Origin of the sequence: Aureispira sp. CCB-QB1 (genome assembly GCF_000724545.1) — a bacterium.
Taxonomy (GTDB): domain Bacteria; phylum Bacteroidota; class Bacteroidia; order Chitinophagales; family Saprospiraceae; genus Aureispira.
Genome location: NZ_JHBV01000041.1, coordinates 69523 through 87856, shown reverse-complemented (window position 1 = coordinate 87856; position 18334 = coordinate 69523). Strand labels below are relative to the sequence as shown.

At 34.7% G+C, this 18334-nt stretch carries 12 protein-coding genes and 2 tRNA genes; 8 read left to right on the top strand and 6 right to left on the bottom strand.

Annotated elements, in window-relative coordinates:
- The first annotated feature begins 118 nt into the window (after positions 1 to 118).
- Both CG11_RS20885 and CG11_RS20880 read left to right on the top strand, forming a co-directional pair.
- Positions 119 to 1162 (top strand): pirin family protein, encoded by a 1044-nt coding sequence (locus CG11_RS20885; protein WP_052599044.1) that lies wholly within the window; start codon positions 119 to 121, stop codon positions 1160 to 1162.
- 331 nt (positions 1163 to 1493) lie between these two features.
- Positions 1494 to 2159, top strand: coding sequence for an outer membrane lipoprotein carrier protein LolA (locus CG11_RS20880; protein ID WP_052598791.1), 666 nt, complete (start codon positions 1494 to 1496; stop codon positions 2157 to 2159).
- Between the two features lie 157 nt (positions 2160 to 2316).
- On the opposite strand, the gene CG11_RS20875 is transcribed toward CG11_RS20880, so the two are convergent.
- Together CG11_RS20875 and CG11_RS20870 are read right to left on the bottom strand one after the other, a co-directional pair.
- Positions 2317 to 2393, bottom strand: a tRNA-His gene (locus CG11_RS20875).
- A gap of 336 nt (positions 2394 to 2729) precedes the next feature.
- A tRNA-His gene (locus CG11_RS20870) sits at positions 2730 to 2806 on the bottom strand.
- A gap of 453 nt (positions 2807 to 3259) precedes the next feature.
- On the opposite strand from CG11_RS20870, the gene CG11_RS20865 reads away from it, so the two are divergent.
- Positions 3260 to 4141, top strand: a complete 882-nt coding sequence (locus tag CG11_RS20865; protein ID WP_052598790.1) for an SDR family oxidoreductase — start codon at positions 3260 to 3262, stop codon at positions 4139 to 4141.
- A gap of 28 nt (positions 4142 to 4169) precedes the next feature.
- Here CG11_RS20865 and CG11_RS20860 read toward each other — a convergent pair whose 3' ends face one another.
- Complete coding sequence (locus CG11_RS20860; RefSeq protein WP_052598789.1) at positions 4170 to 4655, bottom strand: DUF4442 domain-containing protein; 486 nt, start codon at positions 4653 to 4655, stop codon at positions 4170 to 4172.
- Entirely contained in the window at positions 4648 to 5214 is a 567-nt protein-coding gene (locus CG11_RS20855) for a hypothetical protein (RefSeq protein ID WP_052598788.1), read from the bottom strand. The genes CG11_RS20860 and CG11_RS20855 overlap by 8 nt, the downstream gene beginning before the upstream one ends.
- Positions 5215 to 5534: 320 nt before the next feature.
- Here CG11_RS20855 and CG11_RS20850 point away from each other — a divergent pair, with 320 nt between their 5' ends.
- The 5 genes from CG11_RS20850 (at position 5535) to CG11_RS20830 (ending at position 12953) form a co-directional block, all read left to right on the top strand.
- Positions 5535 to 7667 (top strand): HD family phosphohydrolase, encoded by a 2133-nt coding sequence (locus tag CG11_RS20850; RefSeq protein ID WP_052598787.1) that lies wholly within the window; start codon positions 5535 to 5537, stop codon positions 7665 to 7667.
- A 307-nt stretch (positions 7668 to 7974) separates the two neighbouring features.
- On the top strand, positions 7975 to 8916 hold the full coding sequence (locus CG11_RS20845; protein WP_052598786.1) for a hypothetical protein: 942 nt from the start codon (positions 7975 to 7977) through the stop codon (positions 8914 to 8916).
- 552 nt (positions 8917 to 9468) lie between these two features.
- The gene (locus tag CG11_RS20840) at positions 9469 to 10299 is read left to right on the top strand and encodes a hypothetical protein (protein ID WP_052598785.1); all 831 of its coding nucleotides are present in this window, start codon (positions 9469 to 9471) and stop codon (positions 10297 to 10299) included.
- Positions 10300 to 10402: 103 nt separating this feature from the next.
- Positions 10403 to 11869 (top strand): hypothetical protein, encoded by a 1467-nt coding sequence (locus CG11_RS20835; protein WP_052598784.1) that lies wholly within the window; start codon positions 10403 to 10405, stop codon positions 11867 to 11869.
- 109 nt (positions 11870 to 11978) lie between these two features.
- A complete protein-coding gene (locus CG11_RS20830; protein ID WP_197043899.1) occupies positions 11979 to 12953 on the top strand; it encodes a glycosyltransferase family 2 protein in 975 nt (324 codons plus the stop codon).
- Between the two features lie 38 nt (positions 12954 to 12991).
- Here CG11_RS20830 and CG11_RS20825 read toward each other — a convergent pair whose 3' ends face one another.
- Both CG11_RS20825 and lpdA read right to left on the bottom strand, forming a co-directional pair.
- Positions 12992 to 16465 carry a CHAT domain-containing protein gene (locus tag CG11_RS20825; protein ID WP_081909617.1) on the bottom strand — a complete coding sequence of 1158 codons (3474 nt, stop codon included), beginning with the start codon at positions 16463 to 16465 and terminating at the stop codon, positions 12992 to 12994.
- A gap of 236 nt (positions 16466 to 16701) precedes the next feature.
- Positions 16702 to 18099, bottom strand: coding sequence for a dihydrolipoyl dehydrogenase (gene lpdA, locus CG11_RS20820; protein WP_052598782.1), 1398 nt, complete (start codon positions 18097 to 18099; stop codon positions 16702 to 16704).
- Positions 18100 to 18334: the final 235 nt, after the last annotated feature.

Here is an 18334-nt window from a genome sequence, read left to right as displayed (position 1 = left end):
AAAATCAAGACGAAGTTTCTTAGGAAAATTAGGTGTTGGATTAGCAACAACTTTAGGACTAGCCTATAAAGGGTTGGCAGATGAATCTCTCAAAGAAACTCCTATAAACAACGATATTATGAAACACAAAGATTCGCCTCAAGAACATCCTATTATAAAAATTAAACCATTGGGCTTTCAGTGGGAAACAGCCGATCCATTTTTGTTTTGTGTGCATCATGACGATAAGTTCCCAAAGGGAAACGATCAGATGGGACCAGACCCTGCTTTGTTAAAAGGGCGTGCAATTGGACAAGATTTTATCTTGAAAGATGGTTGGCGAATGTATCATGGAGAAACGGTGCCTGGCTTTCCTGGGCATCCTCATCGTGGATTCGAGACCATTACGGTAGTCCGAAAGGGGATGGTAGATCATGCCGATTCGTTGGGCGGCTCTGGGCGTTATGGAGATGGAGATATTCAGTGGATGACAGCAGGAAAAGGAATTCAGCATTCTGAAATGTTTCCACTAATACACAAGGACAAAGAAAATCATATGGAGTTGTTCCAAATTTGGCTTAATTTGCCTCAAAAAAATAAAATGGTAGATGCACATTATAAGATGTTGTGGGGCGACACCATTCCAAATTATGAGCATCAGGATACCAATGGGAAGCAAACACAGGTAGAAGTAATGGCTGGAACATTGGGCGAGTACAAGGCACCTGCGCCGCCTCCAAATTCTTGGGCAGCTGATGCTGCTAATGAGGTAGCTATTTGGAATATTAGAATTGAAGCGAATGGAACTTGGACAATACCTAAAGCAGGAAAGGGGATTAACCGTACCTTGTATTTTTATGAGGGGAATGATTTAGAGCTTCAAGGAACAACGATAGCACCATACCATGCTATAGAAGTGCATTCTGATCAGGATTTGGAATTAAAAGTGGGGGCTACAGAGGCAAAAATATTGTTGCTTCAAGGCAAGCCTATCAATGAACCAGTTGTACAGCATGGACCATTTGTGATGAATACACGACAGGAAATTCAACAAGCTTTTGCTGATTATCAGCAAACTCGTTTTGGAGGATGGCCTTGGCCAAAGTACGATCAAGTACATGATAGAAACTTAGGACGTTTTGCCAAGCATGCCGACGGTAGAGAAGAGATTATGAAAGGATAAATAGAATCAAGCATAATTAGTCTATAATTGTTCTAGGGACTACTCTGTTGAAACCATGTAGTAACAGCACCGCAAACTAAGCCAAGCGATCTCACGAAGTAAATCGTATTTGTGTTGTTTTGATCAATTTATTGTTTTCTTTTGAAAGCAAGGTAGACTTTTGGCATTGCATTTGAATTACTAGAATTATTCCTACTTAATATTTACAGCATTTAATTTTTTACAGATACAATAAATTTTTTTTGTAGGAGTTTATATTTTATAAAAAAACACATACTACTGATAGTCCTTTCATAGGCACAATGAAGTAGGCTATTATTAAATATACGTTATGAAATTACTCAAAAATATCACCTTAATTAGTTGTTTACTTTTTACTTTTATTAATACTTATGCACAGCCAGGGCAGGCGTTCAAAGAGAAATCTGATCCAGAAGCAACCAAAATTCTTAAAAACCTAAAAAAGGTATATGGAAAATACGATGGATTGGAGATTGATTATGAGCTAAAGTTGGAGTATGGAGAGGAGGAAGAAATTCAAAAAGGAAGCATCTATCAAAAAGGAGAGAAGTATAAAATAAATAACAATGGGAATATTATTATTAATGATGGGGAAAAGGTCTTGATGTATATTAAGAAGCAAAATGAATTGCAAGTAAATGATATTATTCCTGAAGAAGAACAACCTTTTACACCTGCTAAGATTTTGAACATAGATGAAAACGATAAAGATTTCGTTTATGCCATCACAGGAGAAGATAGTAGGGGGTATAAAATTGAATTCAAACCTTTGGATAGAGATTCCGAAATTATGAAAATTCGTATTCGTGTTAACAAAGCGCAAACAGAAATTAGTTCTGTAAAAATATTTTCGGACGATGGTAGTCGCATGACGTTTATCGTAAAAGATATTAAAAATATAAAAGAAACAAGTAATAGTTTCAAATTTGACAAATCGCAGTATCCTGGAGTGACAGAGATTGATTTACGAGATTAATTGGATATAGAGTACAGCATTGTTGTTATTTTCAAAAAAAACTGCTTCAAAATTTATTTGAAGCAGTTTTTTTTGAAAATAACAACAAATGGAGGGGCAAATAACAAAAAAAAAGTGTTTGTCAATTAAGACAAACACTTTGCAATTTAATTTATGATGGGGTGCCTGATGGGGTTCGAACCCACGACCCTCGGTACCACAAACCGATGCTCTAACCAGCTGAGCTACAGGCACCATATCTTCTAAAGCGATGCAAAGATACGAAGTAAGTTTAAAAGTCCAAATTATTTTGCTTGTTTTTGTAGTTTTTTTTGAATGTTTTTTGGAGGAATTTAACTCTAAAAATATTGTTTATTGATAATCAAGTGTATAAAAGATTTGTTGTCTGGCAATTTTTTTACCTTCAATTAAAATAATGATTTGAAATTTATTTTTCGAAGACAAAATTTTGAGCTGAGATTTGCTCTTTACAATCTTTAAAAGAAATCACTTGTTTAGTTGTATTTTTAATAACTTCAATAAAAAAAGCGTTTACCAATTAAGATAAACGCTTTGCAGCTTAATTTATGATGGGGTGCCTGATGGGGTTCGAACCCACGACCCTCGGTACCACAAACCGATGCTCTAACCAACTGAGCTACAGGCACCATCTTTTCTAAAGCGATGTAAAGATATAAACTTCAATTGGAATAAAAAAGTTCAATCTGAATTTTTTTTCTTTTTATTTAAGCATGGATTTGTATCTAGTTAAGAATCAAAAATATAGAGGGGATAAAAAAAATATTTTTTTTTCAAGGCAGTAAAACCACCTCAAATAAGGAGTTTGACTGGTATTATTATTATTAAAATATTTTTAACTTTGGAACCATACGATAGTTTCATGCACTTTTGAATGAACTATTATTAACGAATGAAGTCTTAGAATTTAGTACTTCGTGGCTTTTTTAGCTTTTTTGCAAAAAACTAAAAAAGCATCTTTGCATCAGTTTGATTATCAATTCTTAATAAGGAATTAAGTGGTGAAAGTTTACTCTTTTGATAATCAATGTAATATGATTTTTTCGAAGTAATAAGAATGTATAATCACCAAAAATAAGAGCATGACAGCGCCAATAATTGTTATCACAGGAGCTAATTCAGGAATAGGAAAGGCAACAGCCTTAGCACTGGCTAAGCAAGGCAATCAAGTTGTAATGATTTGTCGTAGCAAAGAAAGAGGACTCGCCGCACAACAAGAGATTATAAAAGAAAGTGGTAATAACAATGTCACGTTAGAGTTATGCGATTTGGCTTCTCATGAGTCCATTAAGTCCTGTAGCCTTGTCATGCACCAAAAATACAGAGCGATAGATGTATTGATTAATAATGCTGGAGGAATATTCGGCAAACATCAATTGACCAAAGATGGTTTGGAGATGACTTTTGGGCTAAATCATATGGGGTATTTTTTGTTTACACATTATATGCTAGATTTAGTAAAAGCAGGAACAGGAAAGCGAATTGTAAGCGTGGCTTCTCTGGCGCACAAAATTCCATCGAGCATTCCATGGGGAGATTTGCAACTGAGAAATGTATCTTACCGTCAATTCAAAGCTTATGGATTGTCTAAACTTTATAATATTTATTTTACGAAAGTGTTGGCAAAAAAGCTCCTTGATGAGGGCACTGGAATTACTGTAAATTGTTTGCACCCAGGATCAATCTATACAGGGTTTGGTGCTTCAGGGAGTAAGGCTTTTGCAAAATTAGTGCAGTTAGGAGGGCGTTTTTTGCCCAAAGCAGATACTGGGGCTAAGACTTCTGTTTATTTAGCAACAGCGGAAGAAGTAGCTTCTGTAACAGGAACCTATTATGCACACGGCAAGAAGGCACGCATTAGCCGATTGGCAAAGGACAAAAAAGCTGCCCAAAGAATTTGGGATAAGAGCATGGAGTTGGCAAACATCAAATCTTATGGAGTGACGGAGCAAGAGTATGCCTAATTTTTAGGTATACTCCAACCGAATTGATTTATTTTCTTTTTTTGAGAATCCAAGCCCAAAGCATTTCTACTTGAACTACTTCCGTACCTACTGAATCAGTGATTGTAACAGGAATTAATAAATCCCCTTTGTCCTCTACTTTTAGCCGTTCGATCATTTCTGGAGTAATCGTAGCAATAGCTTTTTGAGCACCTTGACTGCGTTTGGTGTAATCTATAGACATATTTTTTAAAAGAGGAATCTTGTCGTCAGGCAGGTTCATGCCTACCACCATGCCTGTGGCCGTTTCTGCTAACAAAGCAGTGGCGACAGCATGAACTTGACCAATATGGTTTTGTACCTTCGCTTTGTTTTCTAGCGACAAAATTACTTCATGCTGACTCATTTTTTCAAATCGAAGCCCTGCCGTTCCTACAAATTTTACAACATTACCAATAGAATAGGAGAGTGCTGTTTTTTGCATAAAAGCAGGTAACTTGTAAATCTTATGTACAATCTTGCTTAGTTTATTCATGATAAATATATTTTGCTTCGATGCTGTAATCGTCTTTGTCAAATAAAGTAACGTCTTGGCTTTTTTTAATAGTATACCCTTTACGAGGTATATACGTTAAATGTTGTTGCGACTCGTAGACTTGATTGGATATTTTTTTGACAATCAAAATAGAGTGCACCTTGTTTTCTTTTAGCTCAACATCTAAGACTTGTATGCTTAATTTGTCATCAATAGCTTTGTAATGTAATAATGTTAAGCCATTGCCTCGGTTGGTAGAGTCCAACAAATATTTGTCTTTCCACGAAGGTTTGTTGATGTCACTTCCCGCAAACATAGAAAGTTCTTTATTCCAATCTTTGGGAGTAATAGTTTGTGTTTCCTTTGTTTGATTGTGTTGAATTGTTTTTAGAATTTGAACATCTTGAGCTTTTAAATAAGCGGCTTCTTTTTCGAAAAAAGCCTTTATGTCAAAAAAATTAGTTTGAAGACGTTTGCTTTCTTTAGCAGCAGGTACGTCACAAGAAAATAGATAGATAATTAAGCAAAAACAGAATAGATATTTACTTAAATATTGCATATTAGATGATTTTATAATAAAAAATAGAACTTGCTCTATAGCATTACTTCATGGAAAACGTGCAATAGCAGCAGAGCTAACTAAAAGTAAAAAGTAACAAATTTAGAAGTATTTTTATAGCTTTTGCAAACATACAAAAGATTAAATAGAAGCAATTCAACTTTTGTTCAAATGAATGTATTAAATTGCATTTTTTTAGATAGCAATGCTCCATAAGAGTACGCTATTATGACTAGATTGAAGCAGACTAATTATAAGGAGCAATACAGTCCAATGTTGTGAATTGTTAAAAAATCTCCTTGGCTATTATAACTAAAATTATGAGTTTAAAAATAATACAAAATTCCATTGATACGATACCGCATATTGTGCGCTTCATTTTGCTAGGAATGTTGGCTTTATTTATTAGTTTATTTTTTCCTACGAACTTGAATTTTGATTATGATTTTGAGCAAGGCAAACGTTGGAAACACAATGACTTAAAAGCTCCTTTTGATTTTCCAATAAAGAAAACCCCCCAAGAAATAGAATGGGAACGAGCGCGAATTGCCAAGCAAATAGATCCTTATTATCGATGGGATAAGGAAGTTATTACAACGCAAAAGCAAGCTTTTGAAAAGGCATTTCATACAGCTTGGGCGCTTTATGAACCCAATGACTCCAGTCAATTGTTAGATTCTTTGGAGTATGTTCGTTTTGGATTAGAGGTATTGGATAAAATCTATACCAAGCGTTTGATTGAGTTAGAACCTAAGCACAGAGAACAAAAAGAAAATTTTGTATTTGATTTGTTGGATGGTAATGTAGATTTGGGAGAGTTTTCGGTGCAAGATGTATATACTAACAAAGCTGCTATTCAGTTTTTGGTCGATACGCTGTATAGTGTGGAAGATGAATTGACAGAATCCAAATTTTTGTCAGATTTGTTGGAGCAAATTTTAGTTGTTCCTAATATCACATTCGATAGTATAGTGACACAAAAATCTTTAGAAGACGCTTTTAATAGTGTTTCTCCTTATCGGGGTATGGTCAAGGCAGGTGACCCTATTGTTACTAGAGATCGATTGATTGATTCTATTACTTATTCAAAATTAATTTCATACCAAACAAAGTATAACCAAGAGATTAATCAGCATAAAAATAGTTGGTTGATTTACTTGGGGTATCTTGCTTTAACAATTGCATTAATTGCCATATTTGCCTTGTTTGTACAGTTTTATACACCAGAGGTTTTTTACAATTTTAGGCACTTGTCCTTGATTTTATTAATTATTGCTGGCTATGCTTATTTGGCTTACATTGTGCATGATATTTATATATTAGATTTATATGTTATTCCGTTTTGTATCATTCCAATTATTATTATTAACTTCTTCAATGCCCAACTAGCTTTATTTACACATGTTATTATTATACTACTAATAAGCATGTTGTTGTCGTTGGATTATCATTTTATTTTGATTCAGATCTTGGTAGGAATGGTAGCTGTTGTTAATAAATTAAAAACAAGACATTTATCTGATTTTTTTGTTTCCTTGTTGTATATAGGAATCGCTTATGCGGCTGGATTCATTAGCTTAGAGCTAATTCATACAGGAACCATATTCCCAATTGTTTCGGATAATGGAACAGTTATAGAAGAAGGAGTACGTTGGCACATGTTGGGTTGGGTGTTGTTTAATGTGTTTTTGACGCTGTTATCTTACCCTTTGATTCCTCTTTTTGAAAAACTATTTGGGTTAACTTCGGATATTACATTGGTGGAATTGGCAGACATGGACAATTATTTGCTAAAAGAACTTTCGATTAGAGCACCTGGGACGTTACAACATTCTTTGCAAGTAGCAAATTTATCGGAAGCAGCTGCAAAGGTAATTGGAGCCAACTCTTTGTTGGTAAAAGTAGCGGCTTTGTATCACGACATTGGTAAAATGTCGAACCCTCAATATTATATAGAAAATCAAAATGATAGTAGTCCGCACAGTAAATTGACAAATTTAGAAAGTGCTCAAATGATTATTAAGCACGTGACAGAAGGGGTCAAACTGGCTAAGAAAAATCGATTGCCAACAGTGCTGATTGATTTCATCTTGACTCATCATGGTACAACTAGAGTCGAGTATTTCTATAGAATGGAGCAAAAAGAACAACCTGACAAAGAGATAGACCCCACTAATTTTACTTATCCTGGTCCCAAGCCACAAACCAAAGAACAAGCTATTATGATGATGGCAGATTCTTTGGAAGCTGCTTCAAAAAGCTTGAAATCACCAACAGAAGAGGATATTAATAATTTGGTAGAGAATATTATTAAAGGAAAAATAACAATGGGGCAACTTGAAAATACAAACCTGTCTTTTCAAGAATTAGAGGAGGTCAAAAAGGTGTTCAAAAAGTTATTAAAAAGTATGAACCACGTTCGTATTGCTTATCCTGACGAAGAAAAAAAATAATACTCAAAATAGGCTTTATTTTGTTCTAAGTAATATGAAATGGAGGGAATAAAATAAATGAAAAAGCATAAACTGAAATTTGGTGGCTAAACATTTTTTTTAGAAAATAGCCTTTGTGATGAAATAGTTTTTGTAAGAAATTTTATTTGATTGGTGTTTTAATGGTTTGATTATTATTGTTTTATGGTTTTTGGGATGTATTAATTAAAAAAGTTTGTTGCAAAACTGTTTTTTGCTCTTGTTGGTAGATGCTGGATATTTGTAGGGTAAATAATAATTACCTAAACACAAATTAATACAATCATTTATGACAATCAATGCAATTAAGTCTTTGTTGGTTTTAGTAACTATATCTTCCTTATGTTTTGTGAGCTGTAAAGAAACAGAAATTGAACAGCCTGTTGGAAATGATGTGCTTTTGCCTTATAATAAAGTTAGTGATCTTTTTGATACTCAAGAACCTAAAAAGCAGAAGTTTACCATTACACCCACATCAGCGCAAACGATTACAGGAGAGGACGGAACAAAAATTACGTTTTCTGCCAATAGTTTTGTCGATGCACAGGGCAATCTTGTTACAGGGCAAATTGATTTCGAGCTCCAAGAAATTTATTCAAAAGGAGATATGATTTGGTCAGAGCGTATGACGGTAGCTTCTAACGGTCAGTTGCTAGAATCTGGAGGAGAATTTTTTATGAGTGCAACATCTGGAGGGCAGGAAGTTTTTTTGAATCAAGATTACTTCATGGAGGTTCCAATTAGCAGTGCTACCTCTAATCCTTCAGCTATGGATTTGTTTACGTCTACAGAATCAGACTCTACTTGGACACCTGTTGATTCATCTTGGGTAGGAATAGATTCTTTGAACAGCAACTATCAATTTTATTTTGACAGTTTAACTTGGATCAACTGCGATTATTTTGTAGGAGGAGCAAATATGACCAATGCATTTAGTGTTGAACCTCGACTTTCAGCAGGTGTAAATTTGACAGATGTAACAGCGTATGTAGTTTTTAACAACCTAAACTCAGTAGCTTCCTTGTATTATAATCCTACAACAGGAACATTTGGTACTTCTTTCCAATTACCAATAGGCGAGTCTGTAACTATCGTAATTGTTGGAATGGATGCTTCTCAAATTTACTTGGGAACTTTAAATACAACAATATCTGCTGTTACTAGCCCAATACAAGTTCCTATGTCACCTGTAACCCAAACTCAATTACAAACAACAATCAACAACCTATAGGCTTAGGTTGTATTGTAAAAATAAATAGGGTGTTTTTATAGTTAAATTAGTAGTGAGAGGTTATCGGAAAACTTTTTCTGATAGCCTCTTTAACAAAAAACTATGACTTCTTGTCTTATTGGGACAAAAAATCACCTCTATCTATACGCTTTAGATTCTTTTCTTTCTATTAGAAATGAAAGAGTTATCCTAAAATGAAAACTAATAGGATTAATTCCTCGCTTCGATTAATGAGGCACTTTGCTTAGTTATTTGTTGTCTTTAAAAAACCATTATTATCCAATTTGACATTCAATGGATGCATCTTATTAAGATAGGGTGGAAGCTTAGTTTTTCTATGAAAAATAGAAAGGCAATCTTTTATTTTTTTTGATAGTCAGCTTGGTATGTTTTTTAAAGAAGTGATGGGAGATAGCAAAATTATAAAATTTAGTTCCCCAAAATACAATTCTTGTTGCTAAAATAGGCAACTAAGAAAGGGCAATCCTATGGATATTCTAAATAAGTGATGGCGTTGCAAAAATAAAAAATGTAGGAAAATACCTATTGGATATGTCAAAGAAAAACAGGAAACAGAAAAAGTCTAAGAACAAGTCTCCGAAAGAATCGGAAGCTATTAGTGGAAATATTCAAATATCTCAAGACAAAGGTAAGGAAACTACTTTTGTAAGTGTGTTTTTTCGCTCCTCTATTGTAGCTGCTTTTTTTGCATTGGGTTTTTGGTATGTATTGGTTGTTGACTTTTACGATTTGAATGAAGTGCAACGTATTGTTGCCAAAATTAACGCTCAAGATACTAGTGTTACGTCTGATGAACGAACGATGGCAATAAATTCACAGACTTATTTTGCTTCAAAAAACTATGAGTGGTTTCATAGCTATAAGTGGTTATACAATACGCATCTACTTCAAAATTATAAAAACATAATCGAATTAGACACTTTGTGCCAAGAAGATATTCAAGCGAGTAAAAGTGGTACAAGTTATCAATACTTGCGCTATTGTATCATAGATAAAACGCCTGAAGATGCAATTATATTAATGCCAGATAAGGAAGATTTAGTGTTGCCAGAGGGAGCACCTGATAATGCGTTGGAGTTTCCAGACTTGAAGAGAAAGGCATGGTGTTATTATTTTGTTTATCCTAGACAGTTGGTATATGATGAATATGAAGGGCTAGATTCACTAGAAGGGCATAAGAATTATTATCAAAATTGTGATTATGAGGAATTGCGTAAAAAAGTTACTCATGTGGCTATTGTTAATGGGAGAGGATACGAACATTTGAATTATATCCCTCGGCGTAGAGAAGCCCATGTTGTACTTCCAATTAACGATTCCAATGCACAGCAAAAACCTGTTATCCCTTCAAATACTAGGTAATTGCCTAGGAAATCACCCGTCTACTAGTGGTGGCTGGACATACTAAAAACAAGAATTTTTGTCGGCAAAACTTCTGTATCCATTTATTGTTAAAAGTTAATTTATGTTATTTATAAGTTTGTTAATCACGTTTTTAGTTGGCTTTTTTATACTAACAACAATAGCATCTAATTTTTCATATTTAGAGCGTTTAGGTGGTGCAAGTTTGGTGGGGTTGGGAGTGCAAGTGATGCTCATGATTTTTCTCGATTTTGTAGGAATTTCTGTCTCACTAACCAACATCTATATTGGTAGTAGTATAGCAGTTATTGGATCTGTTGCTTGTCTGGCAATCCAAAAAACACCCATCCAAAAAATACTCTTACCAAGCAATTTGAGCAGTTATAAAAAAGGAATATCAATAAATGTTGTTTGGTGTTTTTTAGCAAGTTTAGCGATTTATCTATGGTGGATGGTCACTCAGAAATGTTTATTTTATCCCCCTTTTGAATTTGATACCGTAGCAGGATATGATTTAATGGCGAAGGTACTCGCTGCCGAAGGCACTTTTGACAATAGTTTGTTTAATTCAGACGGACGTTCTATTTTTAATACGGCTCACCGTTTGGTTTATCCTCCTTTTGTTGCAGGTACTTTTGGCTATGCTTACATGACAGGAGCCATTACATCGAAAATCATAACAAGTGTTATTTTTACCTCATTTTTAGTCATGATGTATGGCTTATTGCGGCAGTTAGAATTGACACATCTTAATAGCATATTTATAGTAATTTTGATTTTACTAATCCCTGAGTTTGTTGCTCATTCTTCATTGTCACAAACTAATATGCCGCAAGGGGTGTATACTTCTTTGGGGTTTATTTCATTTTTTATTTGGTTTAGGGACAAAAAAAACAAACAGCCTTATTTCATATTGACTCTGTTATTTCTGGCAATTAACTCTTTGATCCGATTGGAAAACGTCTTGTTTAGTTTTTTGATAGGATTGCTTTTGCTAGCGCATACTATTCAACAGTTAAATAAAGAAAATGTGGCTCAATTAATTGGCTACGGAGTAATTGTTTTATTTCCCATACTATTCTGGTTGTTGTATACTCAAGTCAATAATCTATTGCCTCATACGCCCAAAACAGGCTTGGACTTTAGCTTTAACTACGACAAGTTACTTCAATGGTGGGGATATTTATGGGGAGGAGATGCCATAAAAAATGGTGTCTTGTTTAACAAAACTTTCTTTGGATTAACGCCCTATTTATACTTTGCTTTTTTAGTAATTAGCTCGTTGTATTTGTTTTTTAGATATACAATTAAGCAAGAAAAAAATAAACTAAAGTCTGTAGTATTAGATCATTGGATTATGGTTTACATGACATTATTGACGCTAATAGTATATTCTATCTTTTTCTACTTTATTGATTATAATTGGGATAGCTTCTACAATGTAATGGTCTATTCTTACAAAAGAGGGTTGTTTGCTGTCATGATTTTATTTTCATTCTTTTTAGGGAATAATGTTTTGGTTAGAGGATTTTTTGATAGGGTCAATACTTTTATCTATCAAGGACGTTAGGTGCGTTTTAGACGTTTCATTTTATTATTTTAATCTTTTTATGTAACAATAGTTTGTTGAAACTATGTTGTCAAACTAACGACAACCAACGAACTACTAATTGAACATAATGAATAAGTATACATTAGAGAATAAAGACAATTTGAATATTGCCGTTCTTATTCCCTGTTTGAACGAAGAAAAAACAATAGGAAATGTTATAGAGCAGTTTCAAAAGGAGCTACCTGCGGCAACGGTTTATGTTTATGATAACAACTCTAGTGATAAAACGTCTGAAGTCGCAATGAGATTTAATGCTATTGTGCGCAAAGAGTACAATAAAGGGAAAGGCAATGTTGTTGTTCGGATGTTTGGCGAAATTGAGGCTGATATATATATACTGATAGACGGAGATGATACTTACCCTATTGATAAGGTAAATTTAATGATAGATGAATTATTGGTTTACAATGTTGATATGGTTGTAGGAGATCGGCTATCCAATCAATCTTATCAGAAAGAAAACAAAAGAAAATTTCATGTTTTTGGGAATTACTTAATCAAAAAGCTAATTAATGTGTTTTTTAATACAGATTTGAAAGACATTTTGAGCGGTTATAGGATTTTCTCATATTCATTTGTTAAAAACTATTCGTCATTGGCACAAGGTTTTGAGCTTGAAACAGACTTATCTATTTTTGCCCTACACTATGGCGTAGGGATTAGAGAAGTGCCCATTGATTATAGAGACAGACCTGAAGATAGCCATTCTAAGTTGAATACATTTCAGGATGGAATAAAGATCATCATGACATTTTTTAATTTATATCGCTTCTATAAACCATTATCTTTTTTTTCTATTCTAGCGTTAATTTTATCTTTGATTGGAGTAGGAATAGGGATGTTTCCTATTTATGAATATATCAAATTTAGTTATGTCTATAAAGTTCCCACAGCGATATTGGCATTAGGGTTGATTATTATTGCTTTATTGTTACTATGTTGTGGATTAATTCTCGATTCGATTGTACGCATTGAGAAAAAAAATACTATGCTGAAAATTAGACAAAAAAATGAAGGGATTTCTACAAAATCTAGCAGGTAGGTGTTTAACCTTCCTTGGTCTTTATTCTCCCCCAATAATTACGTCATTTTTTTTCGTTTAAGAAAGAAACCAAATCCACTCAAAAGAAGCAATGCTAAAACTCCATGGATCCAATAATCCTTTAATAAGCTGTGTTTTTTGACATAAATTGGGCTATTATCACCCAATGTAATAAAACTAGCCCAAAAGAACGGATGTGCCGTTTTATCACCTGCATGATCAATCCAAGCTAATTTGGCTTGGCGCAACGCTTGATCTTTTGGTAATCCTTCGGCTAAACCTTGGTATAATTTTTCTATCAAAAAAGGACCAGAACCATCGCTCAAGGGCCACAATGTCATTACAATGCTAGGTACTCCTGCATACATAAAACCACGCCCAATACTCATAACTCCTTCGCCTCGTTCATATTTGCCATATCCTGTTTCACAGGCACTAAGCACCACTAAATTGGCTTGCAAGTCGAGTAAATTAATCTCATAGGCATACAGTAAATCGTCTACTAAGCTATCCTTAGAGCCTTTTGTCAAAGCCATGCAAGAGTATTCTGGATTTCGTTTGTCTACAATCCCGTGCATAGCCATATGAATAATTGAAAATTCGTTGCTTTGAGCCAAGTGTTTAAAATTGGTTTCGTTAGCATCTTGGTCAACCAAGAATTTTCCGTGAAAGTGTTCTTCAAGCGCTTTGACTTCTTTTTTAGTTCCAGGAATAGGGTCCAAGCTACTTCTTAAATCGCCAGCACGAGTATCCCGAGCTTTTATGGTTGCTAGTTCTTGAGACGTCAAATCATAAGAAGCCGCCATCGCCAAAACTTTCCCATTGTTGGACAATTCAGGGTGGTAATACAACATCAAAGAAGTAGAGTATTGGTAATTGATTGTATAATCATTGATTAAATAATCTAGGGATTTAAAACTTGTTGTTTCTTGCTGATTGGGAAGTGTCTGTAGAAAAACTTCAAAGGGTAAATTAGCAAACTTGCCACTTGGGACAACGATAAGCTGTTGTTTGTTGGGAATCAAGACGGGAGCCAAATATTGTTGGTAAATAGAATGCGAATGACGACTAAATTTTTCTACTAAGCCATCATAATCGCTACTAATTTTGCCAATGTTTTTTAGCGAACGATAAAGAGCATTGGTTGTACGATTAAAGTTAGCTTCTTTAGGGATGCGTTTGATAAGAAAAGCTTCTTTTTGAATAGAAAATAGATAAATGCTACTATCACCAACAAAGTATTCAACTAACAAAGTACTATCGTTAATATAATCTTGAACCTGTTGAACGGTTGCAATTTGTGGCGCATATTTGAGTGCATAATACTTGGGATATTTTTGTTCAAACAAACGCTGAAGTGCTTCTATTTCTTGTCGAATTTGCAATATTTTAGGTCTAGAATGATTAATAATGGACGTATCTTTAGAGCTTTCGGCCTCAAAAAGCTGCTTTTCATAGGCTACTAAATTCTGAGCTAAAGTTGTTTCTTTTTCAATTAGGCTATCGGGAAGGTTGCCAAATTTTTTGGCCGTATTATTTTTTAGCGCACTCAAAAGTAAGACGCTTTTGCTTTGTTCAGAATAAAGAAAAGCTGTTGGATTATCCTTGGATTGAATGGCTAATTCAATGGCTAGTTCATAAGTAGGAATGGTTACTTGTGTGATAAATAACTTAGAATCTTCGCCATTAAAACTATTTTGCAGCTGATTAATAATAACAATAGCATGTTGAACAGTTTGATAGGCCCAATCTATTTTTCCTATTTGTTTGAATACGTTAGATTTTAATAAAACCAACTCCCACAATTCTCGCAAAAATGGTGTCTTCTCAGGATTGGGCAAGGCGTCAATCGCATCAATAGGGTAGTCGGAAATTAGATGTTGAATGGCTATTTGGCAGGCTTCTAGGCTCTTAGCCCAATACGCCTGAGCATAATAATGATCCGCGATGGCATGGTGAATTTTATATAAGTCATAGGGAATATCGGAGGGAACTTGATGCGCTTGCTCTAAGGCTTTATCAAATGCAAGTTTTGCCTTTTCAAATGCTCCTTTTTGAGTATAAATTCTTCCCAACCAAAGATTGGTCGTATAGTTATGATAAGGTGCACCATTGGGATGCGCAGGAAATGGATGGTTGTGCAAATGCTGATTGAACTCTAAATAGTACATAGCAGAATCTGGACGATTTAATTTGTAGTTGACTCTAGCAATGGCATGATTAGTATGTATCAGACTTTGAATTTTATTGCCAGTATCATCTCCTCTTTTTTGAAAACTTTTTAATGTTTTTTTATGTGATTTTTGATAGAACTGCAAGGCTAATCGCAAATAGTTTTTTTGCTCTTCAATCCAACCTAAATCATGAGGTAAACGCCCTTCTAAAACATCATTTTTGGTCGTTTGAGTGAGTATTTCTAAGTTCTTAAAATAAAGAGCAGCATTTTCAAAATCATTTTTTTGCAAATAAAGCATTCCCATACCTTGGTACAAAGCTAACTCCACCTGAGGAGTGAGGGGAGCAGATTCTGTTTTTTTATAAAATTTGGCAGCTTGTTCCAAATCACCTACCTGTCGATAATATGTTGCTAAAAGGTAATACGTTTGGCTGACTAAATAGGCTTTGTCGTCTGGAAGTTGATATTGTTCTAGAACGTTTAAAGCTTGTTGCAGTTGTTGTTGCATCGCCTTGTAGTCTTGAATGGAGTAATACCCTTGGCTAAGCATAATGCTACTATAAATGTAATCTGCCCAACGTTTTTCTTGCTTTAGCAATTCTTTTTCTGCTTCAACATAAGCCCTAGCAGCATTCGATTTGTTAACAATTTCATCGAGTATGTACGAATGTATTTCTCTACGAGTAGGATGTTCTATAGGCAACCTACGAGCATCTATGGCCGTTTTTATAAGAGCATTAAAGGTGGCTTCCCAGCCCTTCTTTCTATTCTTAAAGGTGTATTTGAGCTCTCTGGCAATAATAAAATCCGCAGCAAGAATGTCTTCAGGTTTGTTGTGAAATTGTAGGATTTCTTTTCCTTTTTGAACCAACTCTATCGCTTTTTTATGATCCCTTTTTTTTCCTTTTGCTCTTTTATAATAAAGACCATTGGCAATATATAAGCGTCCAATCCAATAACTAGTATCTGGTAACAAAGGAGTGAGTTGGTTTAAAGAAGCTTCTATAACAGGACCATTAAACTTGCTGGCTACGCCACAATTACACTGCTTGGTTGCGTAGTAAATGGTCTTTGCAATTTTATTCCAGTTTTTATCTTTTTCATAAAGCGCCAATGCCTTTTGAAACATAGGAGTAGCTTCCTGAAATTTATCTTCTTTTTGAAACGTTAATCCAGTTTTTAGAAAATCATCTGCGGATTGTGGCGGAGCATCTGGAGAAAGCAGTTGGTTGCTGTCTTGTTGGGCATAGTGGGGAAACGTAAGCCCAATAACTAGAATACTTATACTAAAGCATAGCAATGCCATAGATTTTGAAACGGATTTTAAAATCTGCATGATAAGAACGGTTGGTTTATAAAAAAAGGGGAGAGGATAAACCTTCTAGTTTTGTTGCCTTTTAAAGATAGAAAAATTACTTGATTCTCTTGGATTTAGAAGATTAAAATACACATTTAATTGTTTGTTATAATTGCTCCAAGATTTTACACAGCGATTAGGGGGAACTAGGCATAAAAAAAACGCTGACTCCGAAGAATCAGCGTAAGTATATTATTAAGTTAGCTTATTAGCCTTTACAAATGAATGACTTCATCATAAGCAGCAGCAGCAGCTTCCATAACTGCTTCACTCATTGTTGGATGAGGATGTACCGATTTGATGATCTCCATTCCTGTCGTTTCTAGCTTGCGAGCAACAACAATTTCTGCCACCATTTCGGTAACATTAGCACCAACCATATGACAACCTAAAAACTCGCCATACTTTTTGTCAAAAATTACTTTTACAAAACCGTGGTTAGAGCCTGCTGCACTAGCTTTTCCTGATGCAGAGAAAGGAAACTTACCTACTCGTAGTTCGTAACCAGCTTCTTTAGCTTGTGCTTCGGTCATACCAACAGAAGCAATTTCAGGACTACAATAAGTACAACCAGGAATGTTGTTGTAGTCTATTTTTTCAGGATGGTGTCCAGCAATTTTTTCAACACAAGTGATGGCCTCTGCACTAGCAACGTGAGCTAGAGCTTGTGTTGCCAAAACGTCACCAATAGCATAAATCCCATCTACATTGGTTTTGTAAAAATCATCTACTTCAATGAAACCATGTTTGTTGGTTTTGACGCCCACTGTTTCCAAGCCAATGTTTTCTGTGTTAGGAACAACACCAACAGCAGAAAGAACCACATCACAATCTAAGACTTCTTCTTTTCCTGTTTTGTTGTGTTTAACAGTAACTTTACAACCTTTTCCTTTGGTATCAACATTAGTTACAGCAGAGCTAGTTTTTAATTGCATACCAGCTTTCTTGAAGATTTTTTTCATCTCCTTTGAGACATCGGCATCTTCTCTAGGCAAAATATTGTCCATGTATTCAACAATAGTAACTTCTGTTCCTAGCGTGTTGTAAAAGTAAGCGAATTCTACACCAATCGCACCAGATCCCATAACAACCATTTTCTTAGGAAGTTCTTCTAAGACCATTGCCTCACGGTAACCAATAACTTTCTTTTTGTCAATGTCAATACCAGGTAATTGGCGAGCACGACCACCTGTAGCAACAATAATATGCTTGGCGCCATATTGTTTTGTGTTACCTTTATCATCAGTTACGGCTACCTTTTTGCCAGCCACTAATTTACCAGTACCCATCAAAACATCAATTTTGTTTTTACCCATCAAAAACTTGATCCCTTTACTCATTTTGTCCGCTACGCCACGAGAACGTTTTACAATAGCGCCAAAATCTGCTTTAGGATCAGCAGTTTCAATACCATAATCAGATGCATGATTGATGTATTCAAATACTTGCGCACTTTTAAGAAGTGCCTTGGTTGGAATACATCCCCAGTTTAAACAAATACCTCCCAACGACTCACGTTCAACAACAGCTGTTTTTAGTCCTAGTTGAGCTGCGCGAATAGCCGCAACATAACCACCTGGTCCAGATCCGATTACAATTACATCGTAGTTCATAATTTGAGTAAGTTTTATGTGTGAATAGTAGCGTAGTTTTAATTATTACAAAACCTGACGATAACTAAAACTACTGTCTCCATTTTTTTTGATTACTTTTATAGTATATTACTTTGTGAAAATCATATAGTAACAGCGTAGCTAACTTGCATCAATTTATTGTATGAATGCTGCGTAGCTGATTGAAAATGTTTAAAGAGCTGGCAGCGAGTTTAATACAAAGGTGTTTTTTTGA

Excerpts from the sequence above, each read along its gene's own strand:
- CG11_RS20835 (WP_052598784.1), top strand. The coding sequence starts at position 10,403 with ATGTTATTTATAAGTTTGTTAATCACGTTTTTAGTTGGCTTTTTTATA.
- CG11_RS20865 (WP_052598790.1), top strand. The coding sequence starts at position 3,260 with ATGACAGCGCCAATAATTGTTATCACAGGAGCTAATTCAGGAATAGGA.
- CG11_RS20825 (WP_081909617.1), bottom strand. The coding sequence starts at position 16,465 with ATGCAGATTTTAAAATCCGTTTCAAAATCTATGGCATTGCTATGCTTT.
- CG11_RS20840 (WP_052598785.1), top strand. The coding sequence starts at position 9,469 with ATGTCAAAGAAAAACAGGAAACAGAAAAAGTCTAAGAACAAGTCTCCG.
- CG11_RS20850 (WP_052598787.1), top strand. The coding sequence starts at position 5,535 with ATGAGTTTAAAAATAATACAAAATTCCATTGATACGATACCGCATATT.
- CG11_RS20860 (WP_052598789.1), bottom strand. The coding sequence starts at position 4,655 with ATGAATAAACTAAGCAAGATTGTACATAAGATTTACAAGTTACCTGCT.
- lpdA (WP_052598782.1), bottom strand. The coding sequence starts at position 18,099 with ATGAACTACGATGTAATTGTAATCGGATCTGGACCAGGTGGTTATGTT.
- CG11_RS20830 (WP_197043899.1), top strand. The coding sequence starts at position 11,979 with ATGAATAAGTATACATTAGAGAATAAAGACAATTTGAATATTGCCGTT.
- CG11_RS20855 (WP_052598788.1), bottom strand. The coding sequence starts at position 5,214 with ATGCAATATTTAAGTAAATATCTATTCTGTTTTTGCTTAATTATCTAT.
- CG11_RS20880 (WP_052598791.1), top strand. The coding sequence starts at position 1,494 with ATGAAATTACTCAAAAATATCACCTTAATTAGTTGTTTACTTTTTACT.
- CG11_RS20845 (WP_052598786.1), top strand. The coding sequence starts at position 7,975 with ATGACAATCAATGCAATTAAGTCTTTGTTGGTTTTAGTAACTATATCT.
- CG11_RS20885 (WP_052599044.1), top strand. The coding sequence starts at position 119 with ATGAAACACAAAGATTCGCCTCAAGAACATCCTATTATAAAAATTAAA.